General features: G+C 56.2%; 17 protein-coding genes. 7 read left to right on the top strand and 10 right to left on the bottom strand.

The window, feature by feature from the left end:
- Positions 1-14: 14 nt before the first annotated feature.
- Both D9K61_RS00545 and D9K61_RS00550 read right to left on the bottom strand, forming a co-directional pair.
- Entirely contained in the window at positions 15-926 is a 912-nt protein-coding gene (locus D9K61_RS00545; protein ID WP_120631318.1) for a CPBP family intramembrane glutamic endopeptidase, read from the bottom strand.
- Positions 901-4011, bottom strand: a complete 3111-nt coding sequence (locus tag D9K61_RS00550) for an ABC transporter transmembrane domain-containing protein (RefSeq protein ID WP_120631319.1) — start codon at positions 4009-4011, stop codon at positions 901-903. Before D9K61_RS00550 ends, D9K61_RS00545 begins: the two co-directional genes overlap by 26 nt.
- Before the next feature lie 248 nt (positions 4012-4259).
- Between D9K61_RS00550 and D9K61_RS00555 the strand changes: the two genes are divergently transcribed.
- The 3 genes from D9K61_RS00555 to D9K61_RS00565 all read left to right on the top strand — a co-directional run bounded on the left by D9K61_RS00555 (position 4260) and on the right by D9K61_RS00565 (position 6997).
- Complete coding sequence (locus D9K61_RS00555) at positions 4260-5021, top strand: DUF6478 family protein (RefSeq protein WP_120631320.1); 762 nt, start codon at positions 4260-4262, stop codon at positions 5019-5021.
- An 11-nt stretch (positions 5022-5032) separates the two neighbouring features.
- Entirely contained in the window at positions 5033-5398 is a 366-nt protein-coding gene (locus D9K61_RS00560; protein WP_120631321.1) for a hypothetical protein, read from the top strand.
- 72 nt (positions 5399-5470) lie between these two features.
- The gene (locus D9K61_RS00565; RefSeq protein WP_120631322.1) at positions 5471-6997 is read left to right on the top strand and encodes an MFS transporter; all 1527 of its coding nucleotides are present in this window, start codon (positions 5471-5473) and stop codon (positions 6995-6997) included.
- A 53-nt stretch (positions 6998-7050) separates the two neighbouring features.
- Here the strand turns inward: D9K61_RS00565 and D9K61_RS00570 are convergent, their stop codons facing one another.
- The 3 genes from D9K61_RS00570 to gpmI are packed head-to-tail and all read right to left on the bottom strand — an operon-like array spanning position 7051 to position 11072.
- Positions 7051-8391 carry a S41 family peptidase gene (locus tag D9K61_RS00570; protein ID WP_120631323.1) on the bottom strand — a complete coding sequence of 447 codons (1341 nt, stop codon included), beginning with the start codon at positions 8389-8391 and terminating at the stop codon, positions 7051-7053.
- Positions 8392-8397: 6 nt separating this feature from the next.
- A complete protein-coding gene (locus D9K61_RS00575; protein WP_120631324.1) occupies positions 8398-9528 on the bottom strand; it encodes a murein hydrolase activator EnvC in 1131 nt (376 codons plus the stop codon).
- Positions 9525-11072 carry a 2,3-bisphosphoglycerate-independent phosphoglycerate mutase gene (gene gpmI, locus D9K61_RS00580; protein WP_120631325.1) on the bottom strand — a complete coding sequence of 516 codons (1548 nt, stop codon included), beginning with the start codon at positions 11070-11072 and terminating at the stop codon, positions 9525-9527. The genes D9K61_RS00575 and gpmI overlap by 4 nt, the downstream gene beginning before the upstream one ends.
- A gap of 231 nt (positions 11073-11303) precedes the next feature.
- On the opposite strand from gpmI, the gene D9K61_RS00585 reads away from it, so the two are divergent.
- Together D9K61_RS00585 and D9K61_RS00590 are read left to right on the top strand one after the other, a co-directional pair.
- A complete protein-coding gene (locus tag D9K61_RS00585) occupies positions 11304-12443 on the top strand; it encodes a DUF819 family protein (RefSeq protein ID WP_162946665.1) in 1140 nt (379 codons plus the stop codon).
- A 3-nt stretch (positions 12444-12446) separates the two neighbouring features.
- On the top strand, positions 12447-13868 hold the full coding sequence (locus D9K61_RS00590) for an aspartate aminotransferase family protein (RefSeq protein ID WP_120631327.1): 1422 nt from the start codon (positions 12447-12449) through the stop codon (positions 13866-13868).
- Here D9K61_RS00590 and D9K61_RS00595 read toward each other — a convergent pair.
- From D9K61_RS00595 to D9K61_RS26755, 4 genes are all read right to left on the bottom strand, one after another.
- The gene (locus D9K61_RS00595) at positions 13865-15535 is read right to left on the bottom strand and encodes a sulfatase-like hydrolase/transferase (RefSeq protein ID WP_120631328.1); all 1671 of its coding nucleotides are present in this window, start codon (positions 15533-15535) and stop codon (positions 13865-13867) included. The genes D9K61_RS00590 and D9K61_RS00595 overlap by 4 nt on opposite strands.
- Before the next feature lie 73 nt (positions 15536-15608).
- Positions 15609-15845 (bottom strand): (Na+)-NQR maturation NqrM, encoded by a 237-nt coding sequence (gene nqrM, locus D9K61_RS00600; protein ID WP_120631329.1) that lies wholly within the window; start codon positions 15843-15845, stop codon positions 15609-15611.
- 15 nt (positions 15846-15860) lie between these two features.
- Positions 15861-16886 (bottom strand): FAD:protein FMN transferase, encoded by a 1026-nt coding sequence (locus D9K61_RS00605; RefSeq protein WP_120631463.1) that lies wholly within the window; start codon positions 16884-16886, stop codon positions 15861-15863.
- 66 nt (positions 16887-16952) lie between these two features.
- Positions 16953-17138: a hypothetical protein gene (locus tag D9K61_RS26755; RefSeq protein ID WP_162946655.1), complete on the bottom strand. Its 186-nt coding sequence runs from the start codon at positions 17136-17138 to the stop codon at positions 16953-16955.
- Between the two features lie 121 nt (positions 17139-17259).
- On the opposite strand from D9K61_RS26755, the gene D9K61_RS00610 reads away from it, so the two are divergent.
- Positions 17260-17784, top strand: a complete 525-nt coding sequence (locus tag D9K61_RS00610) for a CBS domain-containing protein (protein ID WP_120631330.1) — start codon at positions 17260-17262, stop codon at positions 17782-17784.
- A 41-nt stretch (positions 17785-17825) separates the two neighbouring features.
- Here D9K61_RS00610 and D9K61_RS00615 read toward each other — a convergent pair whose 3' ends face one another.
- Positions 17826-18590 carry a metallophosphoesterase gene (locus D9K61_RS00615; protein WP_120631331.1) on the bottom strand — a complete coding sequence of 255 codons (765 nt, stop codon included), beginning with the start codon at positions 18588-18590 and terminating at the stop codon, positions 17826-17828.
- A gap of 182 nt (positions 18591-18772) precedes the next feature.
- Between D9K61_RS00615 and D9K61_RS00620 the strand changes: the two genes are divergently transcribed.
- On the top strand, positions 18773-19786 hold the full coding sequence (locus tag D9K61_RS00620; RefSeq protein ID WP_120631332.1) for an NAD-dependent epimerase/dehydratase family protein: 1014 nt from the start codon (positions 18773-18775) through the stop codon (positions 19784-19786).
- Positions 19787-19799: the final 13 nt, after the last annotated feature.

A 19799-nucleotide genomic window follows, 5' to 3' on the forward strand; every position in this document is an offset into this window, starting at 1 on the left:
GGCAGGAATTGCAATCAACGCATGATGGCAAGTCGCGCTGTCAGCCAGCAAACAAACATCATCACAAAATCCACGTACAACCATTGCCGCAGCATTCCGGTATCCGACATGTCATAGGGCAACAAAAACAGCGACAGCCCACTAAGGTTGTCAGGCAAAGAAATAAAAACAAGCGCGATGATGTTGTTGAAGAAATGCAACGCAATAGCGGGACCAAGCGTGCCGGATCTTGCCGTCAGGTCTGAGGCCAGAAGTCCAAAAATACAAGACCACACCGCAATTAACATCGCGTTGTCTCCGGCCACGGCAGGCGCGTAGTGACCGGCGGCGAACAAAACGGCTGGCAGTCCCATCCAGATGATCGGTGAGCGAAATCTGGCGGCCAGAGATTGCTGGATATAGCCTCGAAACAACACCTCTTCGGCACTGGTTTGAATCAGCACTGCCAGGATCGAAAACGGCAGCAGAACCAACCATGCAGAAAGGTCAAGGTTCTGCACCATTGGCTCGCCCACGCCATAAGGCGGAAGCGCGGCCATGATCACGCCCAAAATCAGGAGCGCGCCCAAAACCCGCCAAAACTGCCGCAGACCCAGCTGATACTGACCCAATATCGACTGCAGCGACCTGTGCTGTAACCGTCGGGCGACAACGGCAACACCGAAGGTAATAAACCCGAAGCTGCCAAGCAGAACAAGCATGGCCAATGGCGAGGCACCTTGCAGAAACTCCATGGTCCAATCATGCGGGGCCATCCCCGCGACCACTGCGAACAATCCCAAGTTCAGAGCCGTGACCAAAATGCCGATCAGCACCAGGCCCAAAATAAGACGCCACAGTTCGGGCCGAGAACGTGCACCCTTTACCAATTGTTCATGGGCGGCATATGCCGAGGATGCATCAATCAACACTTCCACCTTCGCCATCTGCCGTGATCGCTTGTGAGATCTCCGGGAAAACATCCGAAGGAATTTTGGCCGCGTTGATCCTGCCGGACAACATGGTCAGATATCCGGCCACAGTCTGCAGCAACTGCATTGCGACCGACGCATCGCTTTCGATCACCGCGCGCAACTCTTCTGCACCAATCCGCAAGAACAAACACTGATCGACGGCTACCAAATCCAACTGTCGGGCTTCACCAGTAATGATGGACAGGTCGCCGATCAGCCGTCCTGGCTCGATGATGGAAATCGGTCTTTTCTGGCCATTCTCATCGGACCAATCCAATCTCGCCTGCCCCGAGATGCATAGATAGGCAGCGTCCGGCCCTTGACCTCGCGAGAATATCACTTGCCCTGCAGCCGCTTCATACCATTGTGCAGAGAAGGCCAACAAACGCTGGTTTCGACCATCGAGACCCGAGAATAACTCGGTCGCAGATATAACCTCCAGCTTTCGGCTCAGATCGGCCGATGCCCCTTCTTCATGCTCGAGCTTGGTTCTGGAGACACCATCGATGCGACCGTCCTTGATCTCGACAAACAAATCATAGGCTTCGGGGTGCGCAAAGTGATCTTCCATAAAGATCATGATCGAGTCGGGCAGCAATTCGCGCAGTTTCAGTCGCGTGCGCAAACGGCTTTCGGAATCGTGGCTGGCCAAAGCCTTATCCAAGATCAGGATATCCGGACGTTTTATCCCGGCCCGCGAAAATGCAACGCGTTCCTGAAACACCGTCGGCAGGTTGTTTCCGCCCAGTCCCGACGGCAGATCATAAATGATTGCCGCGGCCCGACGACGCAGCCCTGCCTCGTTCATAGCTTGGGCCACGACATCTTCGATGTCGTCCGCATGTGCCCCGGCCATCAACGAAATCCGGCCGTAAATTGCATTTTCTATCACCGACAGGCGGGGGATATAGATGTCCGGGGACACCGGGATAAACATGCCGCTCATTGCCCCGCGCAACCGTTCTGCCTGCCCTTTTCGGATCGAAAGGATCTTGTCCTTGTATTCATCCGGGAAGTCGGGACCGATCTGCTCGGCTGTCAGCAGGAACGGTACGGTCAACAGCAGTGCCCGTTCATCATCACTCAGATCCGTGTGGCCTTTGGCTTTGCGACGATCTTCGATGTCCAGCAACCGGTGGTACATGTCCTTGGACATGCCGAGGCGCAAAAACAGCGGGTGATCTGTGCCGTCCCGACCAAATGTTTGGCTCAGCGTATCGAGAACGGCGTTAGAGATGCTCATGGCATCGTCCGCCAGATCATGCGCGCTGAGCATCGACAGAAACCGGCCATCTCCGGCCAGAATATCTGGCGAGATATCCCGTGACGGCGCCGCAAACAGAAGATTGCCACCCAACGGCACGGCTGGATTAAACTGTTCCGGATCAAAGCGATAGACGTATCGATCCAGTTCTTTCTCACGCAACCGTTCCGCCACAATCTCGCGCAGCGTGATGATTTCACGCGCGAGTATGGGATGCACGTCGGGGTCGAACTGAGAGCGCAACGTGCGACGGAACATGAACTCATCGATGCCCATCGCTTCGACCAGTTGGAACCACCAGTCCCGGATCCCATCGATATCGTCCAACCCGGCCAATCCGGGATCAATCCACTCATCGGACAGCGAATCTGGTGGGTTGCCGGCGCGCACAGCCTCGATCTGCCTGCGGCTCGGGGTCCTTATCGCGTCAGTTTCGTGCTGAGGATGGGTGCGCAGCGGCATCATAAGATTATCACCCAACGTTCCGTCAAACAGATATGGTCGCGAATAGGCGTATCCAATCCGTCCAGCGATCACCGATTGATGTAGCCCCCGCAAATCATGACCAGCCATGAACACGTCGCCCTGAACTGGTAAAATCTCTCGCGTCAGCAGTTGACCCAATGCGTTGCGTTCCGAGGCATGTGTGGACTGGATTGCCACGCGCGCGCCCTTGGGAATGATCAGATCCAGATCTTCCAATATGGTTTTGCCATCGCTGTCGCGCACGGTCACATTCCGCAACTCAATATCGCCATTCAGATGTGGGATTGTTTCGGGCTCGCCATCAAAAAGTTCTTCGGGGACCATGTTTTCCGGGTCAAAACGTTCAGTCACGATTTCCCAGCGCAACGACATGTCCTGCACCTGGTTGTAGTAGGTCAGCAAATCCTTCCACGGCCCACTCAGATCTTTGTAGGCGCCCAGAGCAGCAACCAGAGCACCGACTGTCACCTCACCCGTGATCGCCAGATAGCCGCCGACCGAATAGAATAGGAACGGCGTCATCTGAGTGATCAGGTTGTTGAGGAATTTCATGAAGAATTTCTTGTTGTAGATCTTGAACCGGATCTCGAACAAGGTTCCCAACCGATGGCTGAACTGCGCCAAACGATAGCGCCACCCGCCATTGGTGCGCAGGTCACTGATCCCAGCCGCGCTTTCTCCGATCTCCGAACTCAGCTGGCGAACTTCCTGAATGCGATCCTTGTTCAACAGGTTGATCTGGCGTTGCAGCTTGGGGATCAGCCAAGCTTGCAACGGGATCAGCGCAATACTGGCAAGACCGAACCACACACTTTGCATGAACAGAAATGTCACGATGGTCATCATCTGGCCAAACTGAAACACCGGTTGTGCGATCGCGTCGCCCATCAGACCGCCCATCGGTTCGGCCTCGGACGTGATCATCGATACCAGCTCACCCTGGCTGGTGGTGGCGAAATAGGATTTTGGAAAGCGCATCGCGCGGTGGATCAGTGTGAATCGCAACCGCCGCAGCATACGTTCGGCCAGAACGCCTTTCATCGTGTTGATGCGCATCTTCATCAAACCGCTGACGATCACCGTGGCCAAAAAGGCTACACACAGGATCAACAGGTATTGCACCTGGGTCACGGTAAAGCCCCAGATCACTACGGTATCACCGGGCGCTCCGATCGCATCGTTGATGATCTGCTTGGGCAGTTCCAACGAGGCATAGAGAAACGGGAACGACAGGACTGTCAAAAACAACAGGACAAGCTGTTGTTTCTTTGAATGTTTCCAGATGAACGCGAACAGAGTGGATTCCATACCCTGGCCTTGTCTTGATTGAAATTGCTGCGCGGCAGTACCCGGGTTGACCCACTTTGATCAGGTGACAGACGGTACGCATTGGTCCTGCCTATTGCAAGAATGGACAACGCCTTTCTTGCAACGCGGGACGCGCTTTATGTTACCGCGATTCACTAATCAGGAATATTGATCGCTAATAGTGGTATTCCGGGTTTGTCCCTCACTATGTCTTTGACTAAAGAGGTACAACTTTGGACGATGGGACGATGGGCAGGATTCTGGACCTCTATATGCATCGCAAGGTTCTTGGGCGCTGGCGCAAGGCCGCGCAACAAGCGCCGGATGCACCGCAATCACATTTGCGCCATCAACGCGATCAGGCGCGCAATCTGCGCGCGCATCTGGACCGGGTAATCCATGTTGCAGAGGGACGCCTGGCCAGACCGCAGATCGGGTCCGAGCGGTTTCCCAAGCCTATCGGAACAGACTGGAGCTGGCGCCCGGATCTTTGGCGCGGCCCCCTGGCCCGCCCCGGGGTCGCATCAGCGCCGCGAAAATCAATGGTTGATCGACAGATCACGCTGTTTCACGACTGTCCCTATTCGGAGATTTCCGCACGACAGATCAGAAACAGACATGAAAGCGATCTTGCACCTTTCAGCCTGGCACTGGAGGTGTTCAGCTTTGAAGGCTCGTTCCTGTCCCTGTCGATTGAGTTGCCGGCCGACGCCGCCCAAGACCTGACGCGTCAACACCTGATGCGCATCGATTCCCTGATCGACAGCGAACAGGCAACCGAGGTCTTCGCTCGCCTTAACATCCAGCATGGGCCGAATTCTGAGCAAGTGCTGCGACAGCTGGACCTGTCTGGTCCGGCAATCGCGATTGACTTTGATCTGGCACATCTACCCTTGAACGAACGGCGGATCGAGAAGATCTGGCTGGACCTGATCTTCAAAAACCCGCGTATGAACCAGATCGTTCTGCGCGATCTGACCTTCTGTCGCCACTATCGCGCTGATTTGTGAGACACTCAAACATGACGCATCCAACATTGACGCTGATCCAGTTCGAAAACGGTATCTGGCAGGGACATGTCCAAGCCGCAAGCAAACCCGACGTTGAGGTTCGATATTTAGGGGCGGCGCTGGACGGGGTGGAACTGTCCCTTGCCGAAGGCGGGTGGCACCTGAGCGTCCCCGTGCCCATTACTGCACTGTCTGAGGGAGTGCACAGTTTTGTGATCGAGGACACCAAAACCACGCATAAATTGGGAGACTTCACCGTGATCGCCGGATCACCCGCTGCGGACGATCTGCGGGCAGAGGTGGAGTTGCTGCGCGCGGAACTTGATATGTTGAAGCGTGCATTTCGCCGGATCTGCAGCGATGGCGATAGACCCTAAGATTTAGGTTTTTCTATCATTTAGCGTCTTTTCATGCACCATTGAGGCGTTCGAAGTAACGCGGGTGCCTCTATGGATCGCAGCAGCATCATTAAAGTCATCGCACTGATGGTGACGGCTTTTGGCATCGGGATCGACTTTACCGGAGCTTTGATGCTGGTTCCGGCCATTGAAAACAGTTTTGACGCAGATATCACCAGCACCCAATGGGTCCTGAATATCTACGCGCTGTTTTTTGCCATGACCATGGTCGCCGGAGGCCGTCTTGGCGATATGTACGGGCATCGCAAGATAATGATCATCGGTCTGACAGTTTTTCTGTTTTCGTCGATCATGTGCTTTTTTGCACCAAGCCTAGACTATCTGATTTGCGCGCGCGCGTTGCAAGGTATTGGCGCTGGTTGCGTTTGGCCGTGTACGTTGGCTTTTGGTGCAACCAAAGTGTCCAAACCCGAACATCGGGCGCTTGTCATGGGTCTGATCCTGGCAGGTGTCACCAGCGGCAACGTCTTTGGCCCTATGATCAGCGGATTTGTCGTGAATCTAGGAGAGTGGCGCTATTTCTTTCTGGCCAATGTGGTGTTTTCCTGCATCTCGATGGCCACAGCGTTGTTGCTGATGGAACGCGAAACCCAGCACAAGACCGGTGAGCACATTGATTTTGCCGGTATAGGCCTTTTGTCTTTTGCGGTGCTTTTGTTGCTCTACGGTCTAGATGTCGGCGCTGATTGGGGTTGGACTTCGGTACCTTTGCTGTTGCTGTTTTTTGTCAGCGCCATCTTGTTCTTGCTGTTTCCAACAGTTGAAAAACGGGTGAAAGAACCGCTGCTTTTGCCACAAATGATGCAGAACCGCGAATTTCGCATCACCCTTGGCCTCAATATGTTCAACGTCTCCGCGGCCTTTGTTGCTTTGATGTACTTCCCGCAATACATGCAAAAAGTACTGGGATGGACGACTTTCGAATCCGCGCTGGGACTGGCCCCGTTGACGGTTCTGCTTGCAGTCGGCTCGATCCTGTCCGGGACGCTTTATAACGATTTCGGCCCCAAAAGATTACTATTCTGGGGCTATCTGATCGCAACAATCGGTTCTGCCAGCATTGTTTTGATGCCCAGCGGGTTGGGCTATTTTCGGATCTTACCGGGGATGGCGATGATCGGGTTGGGTGCGACGCTGACGGTTGGTCCGTCAGGTACTGCAGCGGTCTGCGCTGTAAAACCCGAACGCGCCGGGCTGGTGGGCGGGCTGAGCTTCATGACCCATCTGGTTTATGGGGCAGTATCCGTCGCATGTGCCACGGCGATCATGTACATGGTGTCCCTGTCCAGCCTGCGTGACCGTCTGGCTTCTTTGGGCATCAACCTGTCAGAGGCTGATCAAAGGGCGATTAATGGAGGAACGCTCAGCACGGACTCGGCCAAGGCTGTCATGCAAAAACTGAACCCAGATGAGATCGAGAAGGTCAAGAACGCCCTCGCCGCCGCTTTTGAAAGCGGTATGAGCACAGCATTCATCTTTTCGACGGTTTCCGTTTCGATCGGGATCCTTCTCGCCCTGATGCTGGATGAGAAAAAGCTGCACAAAATCGAAGGCTGACGCGGCTCACCTGATCAAGGGAAAAGGGCCGCGCTAGTCGCGGCCCTTTTGCTTTACTGGGACGGTCCGCTTGGATTGAAGGCGGACAACCCTTTGAGGATATCGATGGCGTAGGCCAATTGATAATCCTCTTCGCGCAACTCAGCCGTCGCTTCGGCCTTGGCGCGATCTTCCTCGATCTGGCGGATCTCATCCTCGCTCAGGCTGTCATTGTTCAGACTGCCACGGAGATCAGCCTCGGAGCGGGTGAAGGGATTGTCTTCTTCTTCCTCGGCCTCAGGCTCTGACCGCGGCTGTTCGACGATGATGTCGGGGCTGACGCCCAGTGCCTGGATCGAGCGCCCAGATGGCGTGTAATAACGCGAGGTGGTCAAACGCATCGCCCCGTCACCACGCAGCGGCATGACGGTCTGCACCGATCCCTTACCAAAGCTTTTCGTGCCAACCACGATTGCGCGGCGATGATCCTGCAGTGCACCTGCGACAATCTCGGATGCAGAGGCTGAGCCGCCGTTTATCAGCACAACAATTGGTTTTCCTTCAGCGAGATCACCGATGGTTGCGTTGAACCGCTCCCCCTCTTCCGGGTCTCGGCCCCGGGTCGACACGATTTCACCCTCGTTCAGAAACGCATCTGAAACCTTGATGGCCTGTGTCAGCAAGCCGCCGGGATTGTTGCGCAGATCCAGGACGACCCCATTGACCTTGTCGATGCCACCCGCCTCTTCAATCTGCTCCTGAAGGCCCTCTTGCAGGTTCGGGTAGGTCTGGTCATTAAACGTGGTCACACGCAGGACGACACTGGTGCCTTCGGTCCGGGCACGAACTGCGGTCAGCTTGATCGTGTCGCGAATGATTGTGACGTCGAACGGCTCAGATTCGCCTTCGCGCACAACGGTGATGGCGATCTCGGACCCGACCGGGCCTCGCATCAGATCGACCGCTTTGTCCAAGGTCAGACCCAGAATGCTTTCCCCATCTACATGGGTGATGAAGTCCCCGGCTTCGATCCCGGCTTCGGCCGCCGGCGTATCGTCAATCGGAGAGACAACTTTGACAAAGCCTTCCTCTTGCGTCACCTCGATACCCAGACCGCCGAACTCACCACGGGTTTGCACGCGCATCTGTTCGGCATCATCGGGCGACAGATAGCTGGAATGTGGATCCAGCGACGTCAGCATGCCATCAATAGCCGCTTCGATCAGTTCCTCGGGCTCGACCTCTTCCACGTATTGGGCGCGAATGCGTTCAAAAATATCGCCGAACAGATCCAACTGCTGATAGACGCTGGCCTTGTTTTCAGCCTCCTGCGCCAGCAGGGGCCCTGCAATCTGAGTGGTTGCAATAATGCCTGCAACGGTTCCGGCCACTCCGGCCATCACAAATTTCTTCATACTCGTTTATCCATCCTTGTCGGTCCGAAACCACGATTCCGGGTCCACGGGGCTGTTGTCTTGTCTTACCTCTATATAGAGCGTTTCTGAACGGTCAGTTCCAGTGCCATCACTGCTTGTTGACAATATTGCGCCGATTTCGGGCGTTTCACCGGGCATCAGACCCACAGGGGTGCCTTCGGGGATAACCTGACCCGGCGCGCCATAGACCTCTTGCAGGCCGGAAAACACGAACAAAAGCCCGGGCTGAGGTTCGAGGATCACCAGATTCCCCAAGTCCAACAAGGGTCCGCGATACCGGATTGTGGCGGCGGTGGGTGAAGTGACCAAAGCACGCGGGCGTGTGCCCAGCACCAGTCCAGGGCGTGTCACCCCGGCCGCATCGGTTTCACCCGCACCGTGTAGCAGGATACCCTGCGTCGGAAGTGGCACATCGCCCTTTCTGTCCGAGATGCTGGCATCCGTTTCAGCAATCTCACCTTCCGAAATCTCAGAGAGGCCGCTTGCGAACCCGTCCAGTGTTTCGGTCGATGAAATCAGGATAGCCGTTCGCACAGGGTCTTCGACAAACCGGCGCGGTAGATCGGTACGATCAGCGATGGCCTCGCTCAGCCGTGTGCGGGCGTCCTGCACGCCGCTCAGACCCTGTGTCAGGGTCTCCGAGGCGTTCTGTTGCAGAACCCGTAAAGTCTGAACCTCTTGCAGGTCATTGGCCAAAGCTTCGGCCTTGGCGTTCAACCCCGGTGTGACCTCGGACAGCATCATACCGGTGCGCGCCGCGCCCAAAGGTCCGGATGGGTGCAACATCAACACCGGCGGTGCAGTGGTCTCGATCGTTTGCAGCACGCCCAACAATTGGGCCACATCTTTTTCGCGCGCGCGAAGTTCGGCCGTCAATTGTGCCTCGCGTGTTGCTGCCTTGCGCAGACCATCCCGCATCGCCGCCAGTCCGGCTTCATAAGCTTTTATCGTCTCGGTCAGGGCCTGCACCCGATCACGGGCGCTGTCAGCTTCAGTCAGCGAGATTGAGGCTTGCTCCAGCATCTCTGCCGCCTCAAGTGCTGCTTTCGAAGGACCTGTCTGCGCCTGCACCGGAATGGCCCCAAGCAGACATATCGCAATTGCAGTAAGTCTCATGACAGCAGGCTTTCCCCAGTCATCTCGGGCGGTTTGGGCAGACCCATCAACTCCAACAGCGTCGGCGCCAGATCCGACAGGCGACCACCGCGCAGTTTCGCACCTTCGGGACCCCCAACCAGAGCCACCGGCACCGGATTGAGCGTATGTGCCGTGTGAGGCCCGCCTGTTTCCGGGTCTACCATCATTTCGCAATTGCCGTGGTCCGCCGTGACAATCATCGCACCGCCTGCTTTCTCCAAAGCTGCCACAACTTCGCCCAACCCCTGATCAACCGCCTCGCAGGCTTTCATCGCCGCTTGCAGATCGCCGGTATGTCCAACCATGTCCGGGTTGGCATAATTGGTAACGATCAGGTCATAACCTTCTTCGATGGCCTCAACGAATTTCGTCGTGACCTCGGCGGCAGACATTTCGGGTTGCAGATCATACGTTGCCACTTTGGGCGATTTCGGCATGAACCGATCTTCGCCGATTTCGGGGGTTTCCTTGCCGCCATTAAGGAAGAAGGTCACGTGCGGGTACTTTTCGGTCTCGGCCAACCGGAACTGACGCAGACCCTGTTTGGCGATCCATTCGCCCAGCGTGTTCACAAGCACGCGCTTGGGGAAAACCGCTTCCATATAGGCGTTGTGACCGTCGGAATACTCCACCATCCCCAAAAGCGCCGACAGCTTTGGCCTTGGTCCAGTGTCGAAGTCAGAGAACCCCGGCTCACCAATGGCACGCAAAATCTCTCGCGCGCGATCCGCGCGGAAATTCAGACAGAAGAAGCCGTCACCGTCCACGAAACCCGGAAAACCCTCGATTACAGAGGGTTTAATAAACTCATCACTATCTCCGTAAAGTTCATACGCCACATCGACAATGTCTTCAGGTTCGGGAAAAAAGCCGTATGTCGGGAACGCTTGAAAAGCTACGCCCTGGTATGCTGTCATCGCCCGGTACGTTGCCTCGACACGCTCCCAGCGGTTGTCGCGATCCATTGTATAATAACGACCACACACAGTGACGATGCGCGCGCCCTTGGGCAGTCGGTCTTTCAACTCAGCTATATAGGTCAAGGCCGATTTCGGTGCCACGTCGCGCCCGTCTGTGACCGCATGCAGAGCCACCGGCACGCCAGCGTCAGTAATCGCTTTGGCGGCCGCGACGATGTGGTTCAGATGCCCATGCACGCCGCCATCCGAGATCAACCCCATGAGATGCGCAGTGCCGCCTGCAGCTTTCACCTTGCTGATAAACGCTTGCAGGGATGCATTTTCAAAGAATGACCCATCCTCGATCGCCAGATCGATCTGCCCAAGATCCATGGCGACAATCCGGCCTGCGCCAATATTTGTATGTCCAACTTCCGAGTTTCCCATCTGGCCACTGGGCAGGCCAACATCCGGCCCGTGGGTGATCAGTGTCGCATTGGGGCACGTGTCCGTGATCGCGTCGAAGGTCGGTGTGTTGGCAAGGAGGGGCGCATTGGCCTCGGTTTCTTCAGACAGCCCCCAGCCATCGAGAATGCACAGGACAACGGGTTTCGGGGCGGCCATTGAAATTCTCCGGTAACTGCTCTTGCGTCATCTTCTAGCGTCTGGTCGCCGGGGGGTGAACCATCTTTGCTCAGATTGGTGCAGATTTAATCAAAACCACATTGAATGCGCTGTCAGCGCCCTCACAGGAATGCCGCGGTTTTGCCCGGATACCGTGTGAACCTTACGTCAGACCGGCTTGTACATGCCCGCGACTGCTGCCTAGTCTCGGCGTTAAGGGAGACACAATTTATGCAATCGGATGCCTTGATCTTTGCGCTGATCTATTTGCTGACACCAGCGGCTTTGATGTGGCTGGCAAATCGCTCAGGTCTTGCCGCGCGATTGGGGCCTGTTGTCCTGTGCTACATCGCGGGGCTGCTGCTGGGGTTGTCCGAGGGGCAACCTGATAGCATTCAACCGATCCGAGACACGGTCATTGAGGCCAGCCTTGGATTGGCGCTACCTCTGTTGTTGTTCGCTGTAGATTTGCGAGCATGGGGGCACATTGCCGGATCGGCGATGCTGTCCATGGGGTTGGCCATCGTTTCGGTTGGTGTGATCGCGACGGTCTTGTTTTTCCTGTTTAGCGCGAGCGGCACTGAAGAGACCGAGCAGCTGTCTGGCATGGCAGTGGGCATGTATACTGGCGGTCTGGCGAATATGGGGGCGATCAAACTGGCGCTGGGTATCCCCGAGGGTCGCTATCTGTTGTTCGCCACAGTGGATACTGTTGTTGGCGCTGGCTATCTGCTGTTTGTTCTGACACTCGCACCTGTCGTCATGGGCCGTTTTCTGTTGCCTTTCACTGGGTCGCAAGATGGCGAACCCGATGTGCCTGACAGTGCCACCCCGGCTAAACGTAATTGGGGCACTCAGGGACTGATTGCTATCGCCGGTGCTGCGCTGTGTGTTGGCGCGTCGTCGGCGCTGGCTCCGGCCCTGCCATTCGCTGAACCTCAGATCATGATCGTCGTTCTACTTACTTCATTTGGCATTCTCGGATCCCTGACGCCCACATTGCGCCAAAACACAGCTGCGCCGCATATAGGCATGTATCTGCTCTATGTGTTTTCGTTCAGTGTTGCAGCCTCTATGGATCTGGCCACCTTGCGCAGTTTGGACCTGTCAGTGTTGGGCTTTGTACTGATCGCGACATTCGGCAGCTTCACGCTCCACGCGGTATTGGCGCGTCTGGCGGGCATCGACCGCGATACATTCCTGATCACGTCGGTGGCCGCGGTCATGTCACCCGCTTTTGTGCCTATGGTATCGCGTAGCCTGCGCAACCCCGCAATCTTGATGTCCGGGATGGCGACCGGCATTCTGGGATTTGCCATCGGGAACTATCTGGGCATATCGCTGGCTTTGCTGCTGGCCGGGAAAGGATAGAACATGGATCATCTCAAACTGCCCGAAACAGGCCGATCCGAAGATGAAATCTTAGACCAACTCAAATCCTTTGCCGAAAATGACCCGAATTACCGCGACGGGCGAACTTGGAGCCTCGTTTATCATCTCGACGATGACCATGACGCCTTCATTGCCAAAGCCTACAGCGCGTTTTCCTCGGCCAACGGCCTGAACCCGGCCGCTTTCCAAAGTCTGAAACACATGGAAAGCGAGATCATTTCGACAATGGCAGGTCTGTTGCATGGCGGCCCGGACACCTGCGGTGTTGTCACCGCGGGCGGTACCGAAAGCTGCTTGATGGCGGTGAAAACGTACCGGGACATGGCGCGCAAGCAGCGCAAGGTAACCCGGCCCAACATGATCCTGCCGAAAACTGCCCATGTCGCCTGGTTCAAGGCGGCGGAGTATTTTGGGGTCAAAGCGCGCCTGCTGCCAATGACGGCGGATTATGCGACCGATATCTCAAAACTACACCGCATGATCAACGCAGGCACCGTGATGATCCTTGGGTCAGCACCGGAGTATCCGCATGGCACAATTGACCCAATTGCCGACATGGGCGCAATTGCGCAATCCAGGGGTATTCCGCTGCATATCGATGCCTGCGTCGGAGGGCTGATCTTACCGTTCATGGAGCGCAACGGCATTGACCTGCCTGATTGGGACTTCGTTGTGCCGGGTGTCACCTCGGTTTCAGCCGATCTGCACAAATATGGCTACGCAGCCAAAGGGGCTTCGACGATCCTGTACCGGAATCTCGATTTGCTGAAGCACCAGATGTTTGTCTGTCAGGATTGGCCCGGCGGCATCTTTGCTTCACCGGCCTTGTTGGGCACGCGCCCCGGCGGGGCCTATGCTGCCGCCTGGGCCGTCATGCAAAAGCTGGGGATTGATGGATACTGCCGCTTGGCGCAAGACACGTCCGAGGCCGTCGAGAAACTGAAGTCAGGCATCACCGCGATTGAGGGGCTTCGCGTCCTTGGCCACCCACAGGGCCCTTTGCTGGCCTACGGCTCCACCGATCCAAAGCTGAGTGTCTACGCAGTCGCAGATCAACTGGAACAGGCAGGTTGGAGCATCAACCGGGTACAAAACCCCGACGGCATTCACTGTATGGTGACCGCAAAACACCTACATGTCGCCGAGGAGTATCTGGCAGATCTGGCACAGGCCGTCACCAAAGTTCGGGCGCATCCCGAATTGGCCAAGACTGGCGGCGCCGCCACCTATGGCATGATGGCACATGTCCCACTGCGCGGAATGGTCAAATCCAAAGTGCTCGACGTGTTTGCAGAAATGTACCGCGCCGGCGGCGGTTCCTTGCAATTGGACGACAGCAAAGCCCCGAACCTGCTGGAACGCGGCATGGCCCGCTATGTGCGGTGGAAGGCCCGACGCAGTTAATCCTCCAGATAGGTTTTGTAAGGGCGCGCGGTGCGGTTGCGATACTGGACTGTCAGTTCCAACGGTGCATCGTTTTCGTCGTAAATTCCAACGATCACACCCCTGCCCCGGCTTTTAGTCCGCATCTCGATCAGTTGCTGCTCGGACCGTGTGGTGCGCTGTGACGCCCTGCGCGTCCAGGTAAACAGGTGATCGTACATGTCTGAAATCACCTCGGCATGATCAGCGCTATCGCCCAGATCATTCAATTCATCGGGGTCATTTTCCAGATCAAACAGGATGGGACGATGGCCGCCTTCACAATGGATCAACTTCCATTTCTTGTCGGCAACCATGAACATCACCGCATCCCGGACCGAGGCATTCAGCAGATCCGCAACCGGCGAGGCCGAATAATCGTATTCGCAGATCACCACACCCCGAGGCGTCTCAGTCGCCCGCCCCTGCAAGATGGGTATCAAAGAATGCCCCTCAAGGATGTGCCCGGCAACCTCGCCCCCGGCGACATCGACGAAGGTGGGTGCCAGATCGATGGATTCGACCAGCGCATCGCTGATCGTACCGCGTGTCGCATCCGCCTCGGGTGATGGGTCATAGATGATCAGGGGCATCTTGGTCGAGGCATCATGGAAAAAGGTCTTTTCCCCCATCCAGTGATCGCCCAGAAAATCGCCGTGGTCCGAGGTGAGCACGATCATCGTATCGTCCATCCGCCCGGTTTGTTCCATCCAGTCAAACAGGCGGCCCATTTGGTCATCGGCCTGTTTGATCAGACCCATGTAGGCCGGAATCACCGCATCACGCACGTCCTGCCGCGAGAATGCCTGCCCTACTTTGGTGTCCATAAAGGCCTTGAGCACCGGATGGGCGTTCTGGCGTTCACCCTCAGATCGAACCACTGGCAAGACGTCCCCAGCCCCGTACATCGAGGCATAAGGTTCTGGCACTACATAGGGCCAATGCGGCTTGATAAAGCTCAGGTGGCAACACCATGGACCCTTATGAGTTTCCATAAACTCCATGCCACGGCCAGTCAGATAAGGCGTTTCACTGTCTTCTTCGGCGATATTTGCAGGCTCGGCTGAGTTCTTCAGAAACCAGCCCGACAGAACATTTCCGTCAGCATCCAATCCCGAATTGGCAAAGTCGTGCCATGGGTTGTCGCTGTCATACCCCTTGGATTTCAGGAACTTGTTGTATTCCTTCGCGCCATCCGGGTCGTAATAGCCATCAGGCCCCTCGGGCAGCAATCCATCGTCACGCTCAAAAACATCGAACCCGCATTCCGCAACCCGCGCACCGATCAGGCTGTCCGGTTCCAAACCCAGCCGGGCCATGCCTTCGGCATCCGCGCGCATATGGGTTTTGCCGACAAGGCAGCAGTCCATCCCAGCCTTACGCAGGTGATCGCCCATCGTTATCTCACCCACTTTCAGCGGGATACCATTCCAAGACGCCCCATGTGAATGCACGTAGCGTCCGGTATAGGTGGACATGCGTGAGCTGCCGCAAATTGGAGACTGGATATAGGCGCGATTGAACCGAACGCCTTTGGCCGCCAAACGGTCAATGTTGGGTGTGTGCAGGTGAGGATGGCCGTAACAACTCAGGTAGTCCCAGCGCAGCTGGTCGAACATGATGAACAGGATGTTTTTGGCTTTGGTCAATTCTGCGTCCCCCTGAATGGCGTCAGGGACCTACTTAGCCAGTTCCGCCCTCAGAGCGAAGTGCAAACTGATCTCAGGCCTGCCGTTCCATCTGCTGCAGCATTTTCTTGGCGCGCTTGCATTGCAACTGATCGCGCAACGGGCTGTCAGGGTCGACGTCCTTTTGGCAGACGACGCATTTGTCCGCGCCCGAGATTGCATTCAACCCGCCACAGCTGCCTTTGATGGTCTTACCCATCAGCAAAACACCCAACGACATGCCCACCATGATGATCATCAACAGAACAAAGGCCAGAATAAAGGTGCTCATCTCGGTTCCTACCTGTCAGTTGGTTCCCAAAGCGTCTTTGAACGCGGTGCTGTGTACCGTGATATAGGCATCTTCGCCGCCTGTCACATCCCGCGAGATGAAATACACAGCAAGTTTATGCTGTTCGGCAAGTTCCAGCCCTTTTTCCTGCCCCAGGGCAAGCATTGCTGTGGCCCAGGCATCGGCCATCATCGCATTGTCGGCTAAAACGGTGACCGATGTCGTATGATGGGTGATCGGGCGCCCGGTTTTCGGGTCGAGAATATGCGAATAGCGCACGCCGTCCTGTTCGAAGAAGTTTTTGTAATCGCCCGAGCTTGCCATTCCTTGGTCGTCCAGTGAGACAATCAGTTGCAGGCTCTGCGCACCCGCCTCGGGCTTTTCGATCCCGATCCGCCAGTCTTCACCCTTGTCATTCTGACCTTTGGCAACAAGATCACCACCAATCTCAACAAGGTAGTCATCGACGCCAGCATCGCGCAGCGTTTCGGCGACAGCGTCGATGCCATAGCCCTTTGCGATGGCAGACAAGTTGATCCCAACACTGGCGTTGGATTTTGCCAGGGTCTTCGCCTCTGGATCCAGCGTCAGCAGCTTGTCCTGACCGACACTGCTCAGCGCGGCCTGAATGTCGGCATCCGCGGGCACCGGATCTTCCGGTGTACGCGGGCCAAAGCCCCAAAGCTCGATCAATGGTCCAAGTGTGACATCGAAAGTGCCATCGGTTTTCTGATGCACCTCGTTGGCAGCAGTCATCACGAGGGCAAATTCCCCGGAGATTGGCATTGGGTCCGTACTGTTCGAGGCTGAGAAGGTCGAAACCTCGGAATTTGGATCCCAATTGGACATCTTGGCATTGACCTCTGCCAGCGTCCCTTCGATGGCCGTCGCAAGCGCGGTTTCGTCCAGATCTTCGCCGATTGCGGTTACATTGAACGTGGTGCCCATGGTTTCGCCCGACAGGCGCACCACCTCGGGTTCCTTGTCGAACAGGCAACCCGACACAAGTGTTGCAAGGGCCAGTACAGGCGTCAGACGCATTGGGCGTTCTCCTGGAAAATCCGTGCCCGGCATATGCCAGCGCCCCCCGCCGGAGTCAAACCGCGATCAGAGCTTGAGCGGCACGAAGCCAAGCACCAATAGGCCGATCCCCGCCGGCACGCCAAACAACCAGGCCCGCTTTTGCCACCCGGGTGGTTGCTGTTTCCACGCCATCCGAAAGTTGTGGCCGCACACAACCACTGCAAAGAAGATCATCACGGCCAGCGCGGGCGTAAGATACAGGTCGGCCAAAGACTTATGTTTCCTTATTTAGCAGCGGATTTCGCCGATCAGGGTAATTCCACCCTATACAGCTCATTTAGCTGCGCTAAGGTAAAACGGAAAGCATTGCACGTACAGGAGGAGATTGCCCATGGCCCCAAGCTCTTATCGGCCCCCGACCCGAGGCGACAAGGCGGGTGCTAGCACTTACAGCCAGTCCACCGATTCCAACCTGTCGCACACGCAGACAACCGTGTCCAAGCTACTGGAAGGCAAAGGGGATGCCGTGTTTTCCGTGCGCCCCAACGAGACGATTCACTCGGTCGTAAACACCCTAAAAGAAAGACGGATTGGCGCGGTTGTTGTGACCGATCAGAACGGAACCCTGCAAGGCATCCTGTCCGAGCGTGACATCGTGCGGCGCATGGCGGACACCCCCGGGCAAACCTTGCCGCAATCCGTAGAAGACCTGATGACAAAGGACGTTCTGTCATGCACGCCCGACGATCTGCTGAACGACGTGCTGAAAACCATGACCGAGGGCCGCTTTCGTCATATGCCGGTTCTGCGAGATGGCAATCTGTGCGGTGTCATCACCATTGGCGACGTCGTGCACTTCCGTTTGAAAGAACTGGAATACGAAGCCCTGCGCATGAAACAGATGATCGTCGGATAATGCCGGCCTTCGGGTTACGTACGCAGACCCTAAGATTTGCATCATCTGGTTGAGGTGAAGCGCACGCCACCTTTGAAAATCTCGGCCGCTGTTAGGCGACCGGTCGCGAATGCACCGGTATCCAGGGACACGATCCCGTTGCGCGCGCGGGCATGATTGACAATCGTATGGCCGTGGACCACCCACTGCCCATCTTGTCGGGCCTGGTCTGGAAACAGGGAATGCCCCCACAGGCATATCTGGCGCGGTTGGTTTGTAACGGGCTGCAACGGATCCAGCGCTGCATGCACAACGGTCACGTTTCCACTGGTCCATGTCAGCGGGCGGTTGGCAAGCCAACTCAGCAAATCCTGGCCCATTGCTTGCCGCAGTTGATCAGCAACCTCAATGGCCCGATCTCCGACCGTGGCTTCGGCGATTCCGGTTATCCCGAATGAGGCAAGCGTCTGCACCCCCCCGTTTTGCAACCAAAGGCCGCCAACGCGCTTGGGATCTTCGACAAACCGCAACAACATCTCTTCGTGATTGCCAAGCAGACAGACAACCCGCCCATGCGAGTTTTTGCTCAGGTAATGCAACTGGCGTAGGACCTGCGCGCTATAATCGCCGCGGTCGACGTAATCACCGACAAGTATCAGTGGGATATCGTCATCCAACCTAGACAACAGGGATTGCAACAGATCAAGCCGACCATGGACGTCACCAATGACGACAAACCGCTCGTCTGGCGCGATTTCGGACACGACGGCATCCACGCCCTGCGACGTGTTTTGCCCAAACAGTCCTTTGATCCAATCCTTAACCATGCAGGTTCATCCCTACCCGGCCCAATCCCGGGCCACAATCGGCAAATGGCCGGTTGCGCAAACCGGTTGACCACAGCGTACACTCGTCTGATATGGCAGGGCAGAAGGGAAAATATCCTTGACCTTGTCTTGGGGAAAGTATCCCTGATGGGCATATGGTTTGATTTGCGTTTGAGGGTTTTATGAAACGAGTATTGGTTACAGGCACCGCCGGCTTTATCGGGTTCCATCTGACAAAACTATTGCTGTCAGAGGGCTTCCGCGTGCATGGCTATGATGGAATGACGGATTATTACGACGTCACTCTGAAACAGCGACGCCATCAAATGCTGTTACAAACGCCGGGTTTCTCGGCGACCGAAGATTTGCTGGAAAACCATGATCGTCTGATGCAGATCGCGGATGAGTTCGAGCCCGAGATCATCGTTCACCTCGCTGGGCAGGCTGGTGTGCGCTACAGCCTGGAAGAACCTCGCAGCTATATCGATTCAAACATCGTGGGCACATTCAACGTTATGGAGGTTGCCCGAACGCATAAGGTCGACCATCTGCTGATGGCGTCAACCTCATCCGTCTACGGCGCCAACGAAGACATGCCTTTCAACGAAGTTGAAAAGGCCGACACGCAGCTGACCATCTACTCGGCCACCAAGAAGGCGAATGAAGCGATGGGTCATTCCTATGCTCATCTGTGGGATCTGCCCACGACCATGTTCCGGTTTTTCACCGTCTACGGCACCTGGGGGCGCCCTGATTTGGCGCTTTATAAATTTGTCGATGCGATTCTGGATGGTCGCCCGATCGACATATACAATCACGGCGACATGTACCGCGACTTCACCAATGTGGACGATCTGGTGCGCGGCATCAGATTGTTGATCGATGTGCCCCCAATCCGCCCTGCCAGTGCCGAAGAGATTGAAGAGGGCGACAGCCTGTCTCCCGTCGCGCCCTATCGCGTCGTCAACATCGGCAATGGCGACAAAGTACGTCTGATGGATTTCGTCGAAGCCATCGAAGAAGCGGTCGGCAAGGAAGCCATCCGCAACTACATGCCGATGCAAATGGGTGATGTTCCGGCCACCTGGGCCAATACGAACCTTCTGCAAAGCCTGACCGGCTATCGCCCGCAGACCGATTTCAAAGACGGGATCAAGCAATTCGTCGAATGGTTCCGCGACTATCACGACAAATGACCAAAGAGAGCTG

Source organism: Ruegeria sp. EL01 (assembly GCF_900313035.1).
Taxonomy (GTDB): Bacteria; Pseudomonadota; Alphaproteobacteria; order Rhodobacterales; family Rhodobacteraceae; genus Ruegeria.

Bases quoted from the DNA above. Each gene is read 5' to 3' on its own strand.
- D9K61_RS00545 (WP_120631318.1), bottom strand. From the start codon at position 926: ATGGCGAAGGTGGAAGTGTTGATTGATGCATCCTCGGCATATGCCGCC.
- D9K61_RS00550 (WP_120631319.1), bottom strand. From the start codon at position 4,011: ATGGAATCCACTCTGTTCGCGTTCATCTGGAAACATTCAAAGAAACAA.
- D9K61_RS00555 (WP_120631320.1), top strand. From the start codon at position 4,260: ATGGGCAGGATTCTGGACCTCTATATGCATCGCAAGGTTCTTGGGCGC.
- D9K61_RS00560 (WP_120631321.1), top strand. From the start codon at position 5,033: ATGACGCATCCAACATTGACGCTGATCCAGTTCGAAAACGGTATCTGG.
- D9K61_RS00565 (WP_120631322.1), top strand. From the start codon at position 5,471: ATGGATCGCAGCAGCATCATTAAAGTCATCGCACTGATGGTGACGGCT.
- D9K61_RS00570 (WP_120631323.1), bottom strand. From the start codon at position 8,391: ATGAAGAAATTTGTGATGGCCGGAGTGGCCGGAACCGTTGCAGGCATT.
- D9K61_RS00575 (WP_120631324.1), bottom strand. From the start codon at position 9,528: ATGAGACTTACTGCAATTGCGATATGTCTGCTTGGGGCCATTCCGGTG.
- gpmI (WP_120631325.1), bottom strand. From the start codon at position 11,072: ATGGCCGCCCCGAAACCCGTTGTCCTGTGCATTCTCGATGGCTGGGGG.
- D9K61_RS00585 (WP_162946665.1), top strand. From the start codon at position 11,304: ATGCAATCGGATGCCTTGATCTTTGCGCTGATCTATTTGCTGACACCA.
- D9K61_RS00590 (WP_120631327.1), top strand. From the start codon at position 12,447: ATGGATCATCTCAAACTGCCCGAAACAGGCCGATCCGAAGATGAAATC.
- nqrM (WP_120631329.1), bottom strand. From the start codon at position 15,845: ATGAGCACCTTTATTCTGGCCTTTGTTCTGTTGATGATCATCATGGTG.
- D9K61_RS00605 (WP_120631463.1), bottom strand. From the start codon at position 16,886: ATGCGTCTGACGCCTGTACTGGCCCTTGCAACACTTGTGTCGGGTTGC.
- D9K61_RS00610 (WP_120631330.1), top strand. From the start codon at position 17,260: ATGGCCCCAAGCTCTTATCGGCCCCCGACCCGAGGCGACAAGGCGGGT.
- D9K61_RS00615 (WP_120631331.1), bottom strand. From the start codon at position 18,590: ATGGTTAAGGATTGGATCAAAGGACTGTTTGGGCAAAACACGTCGCAG.
- D9K61_RS00620 (WP_120631332.1), top strand. From the start codon at position 18,773: ATGAAACGAGTATTGGTTACAGGCACCGCCGGCTTTATCGGGTTCCAT.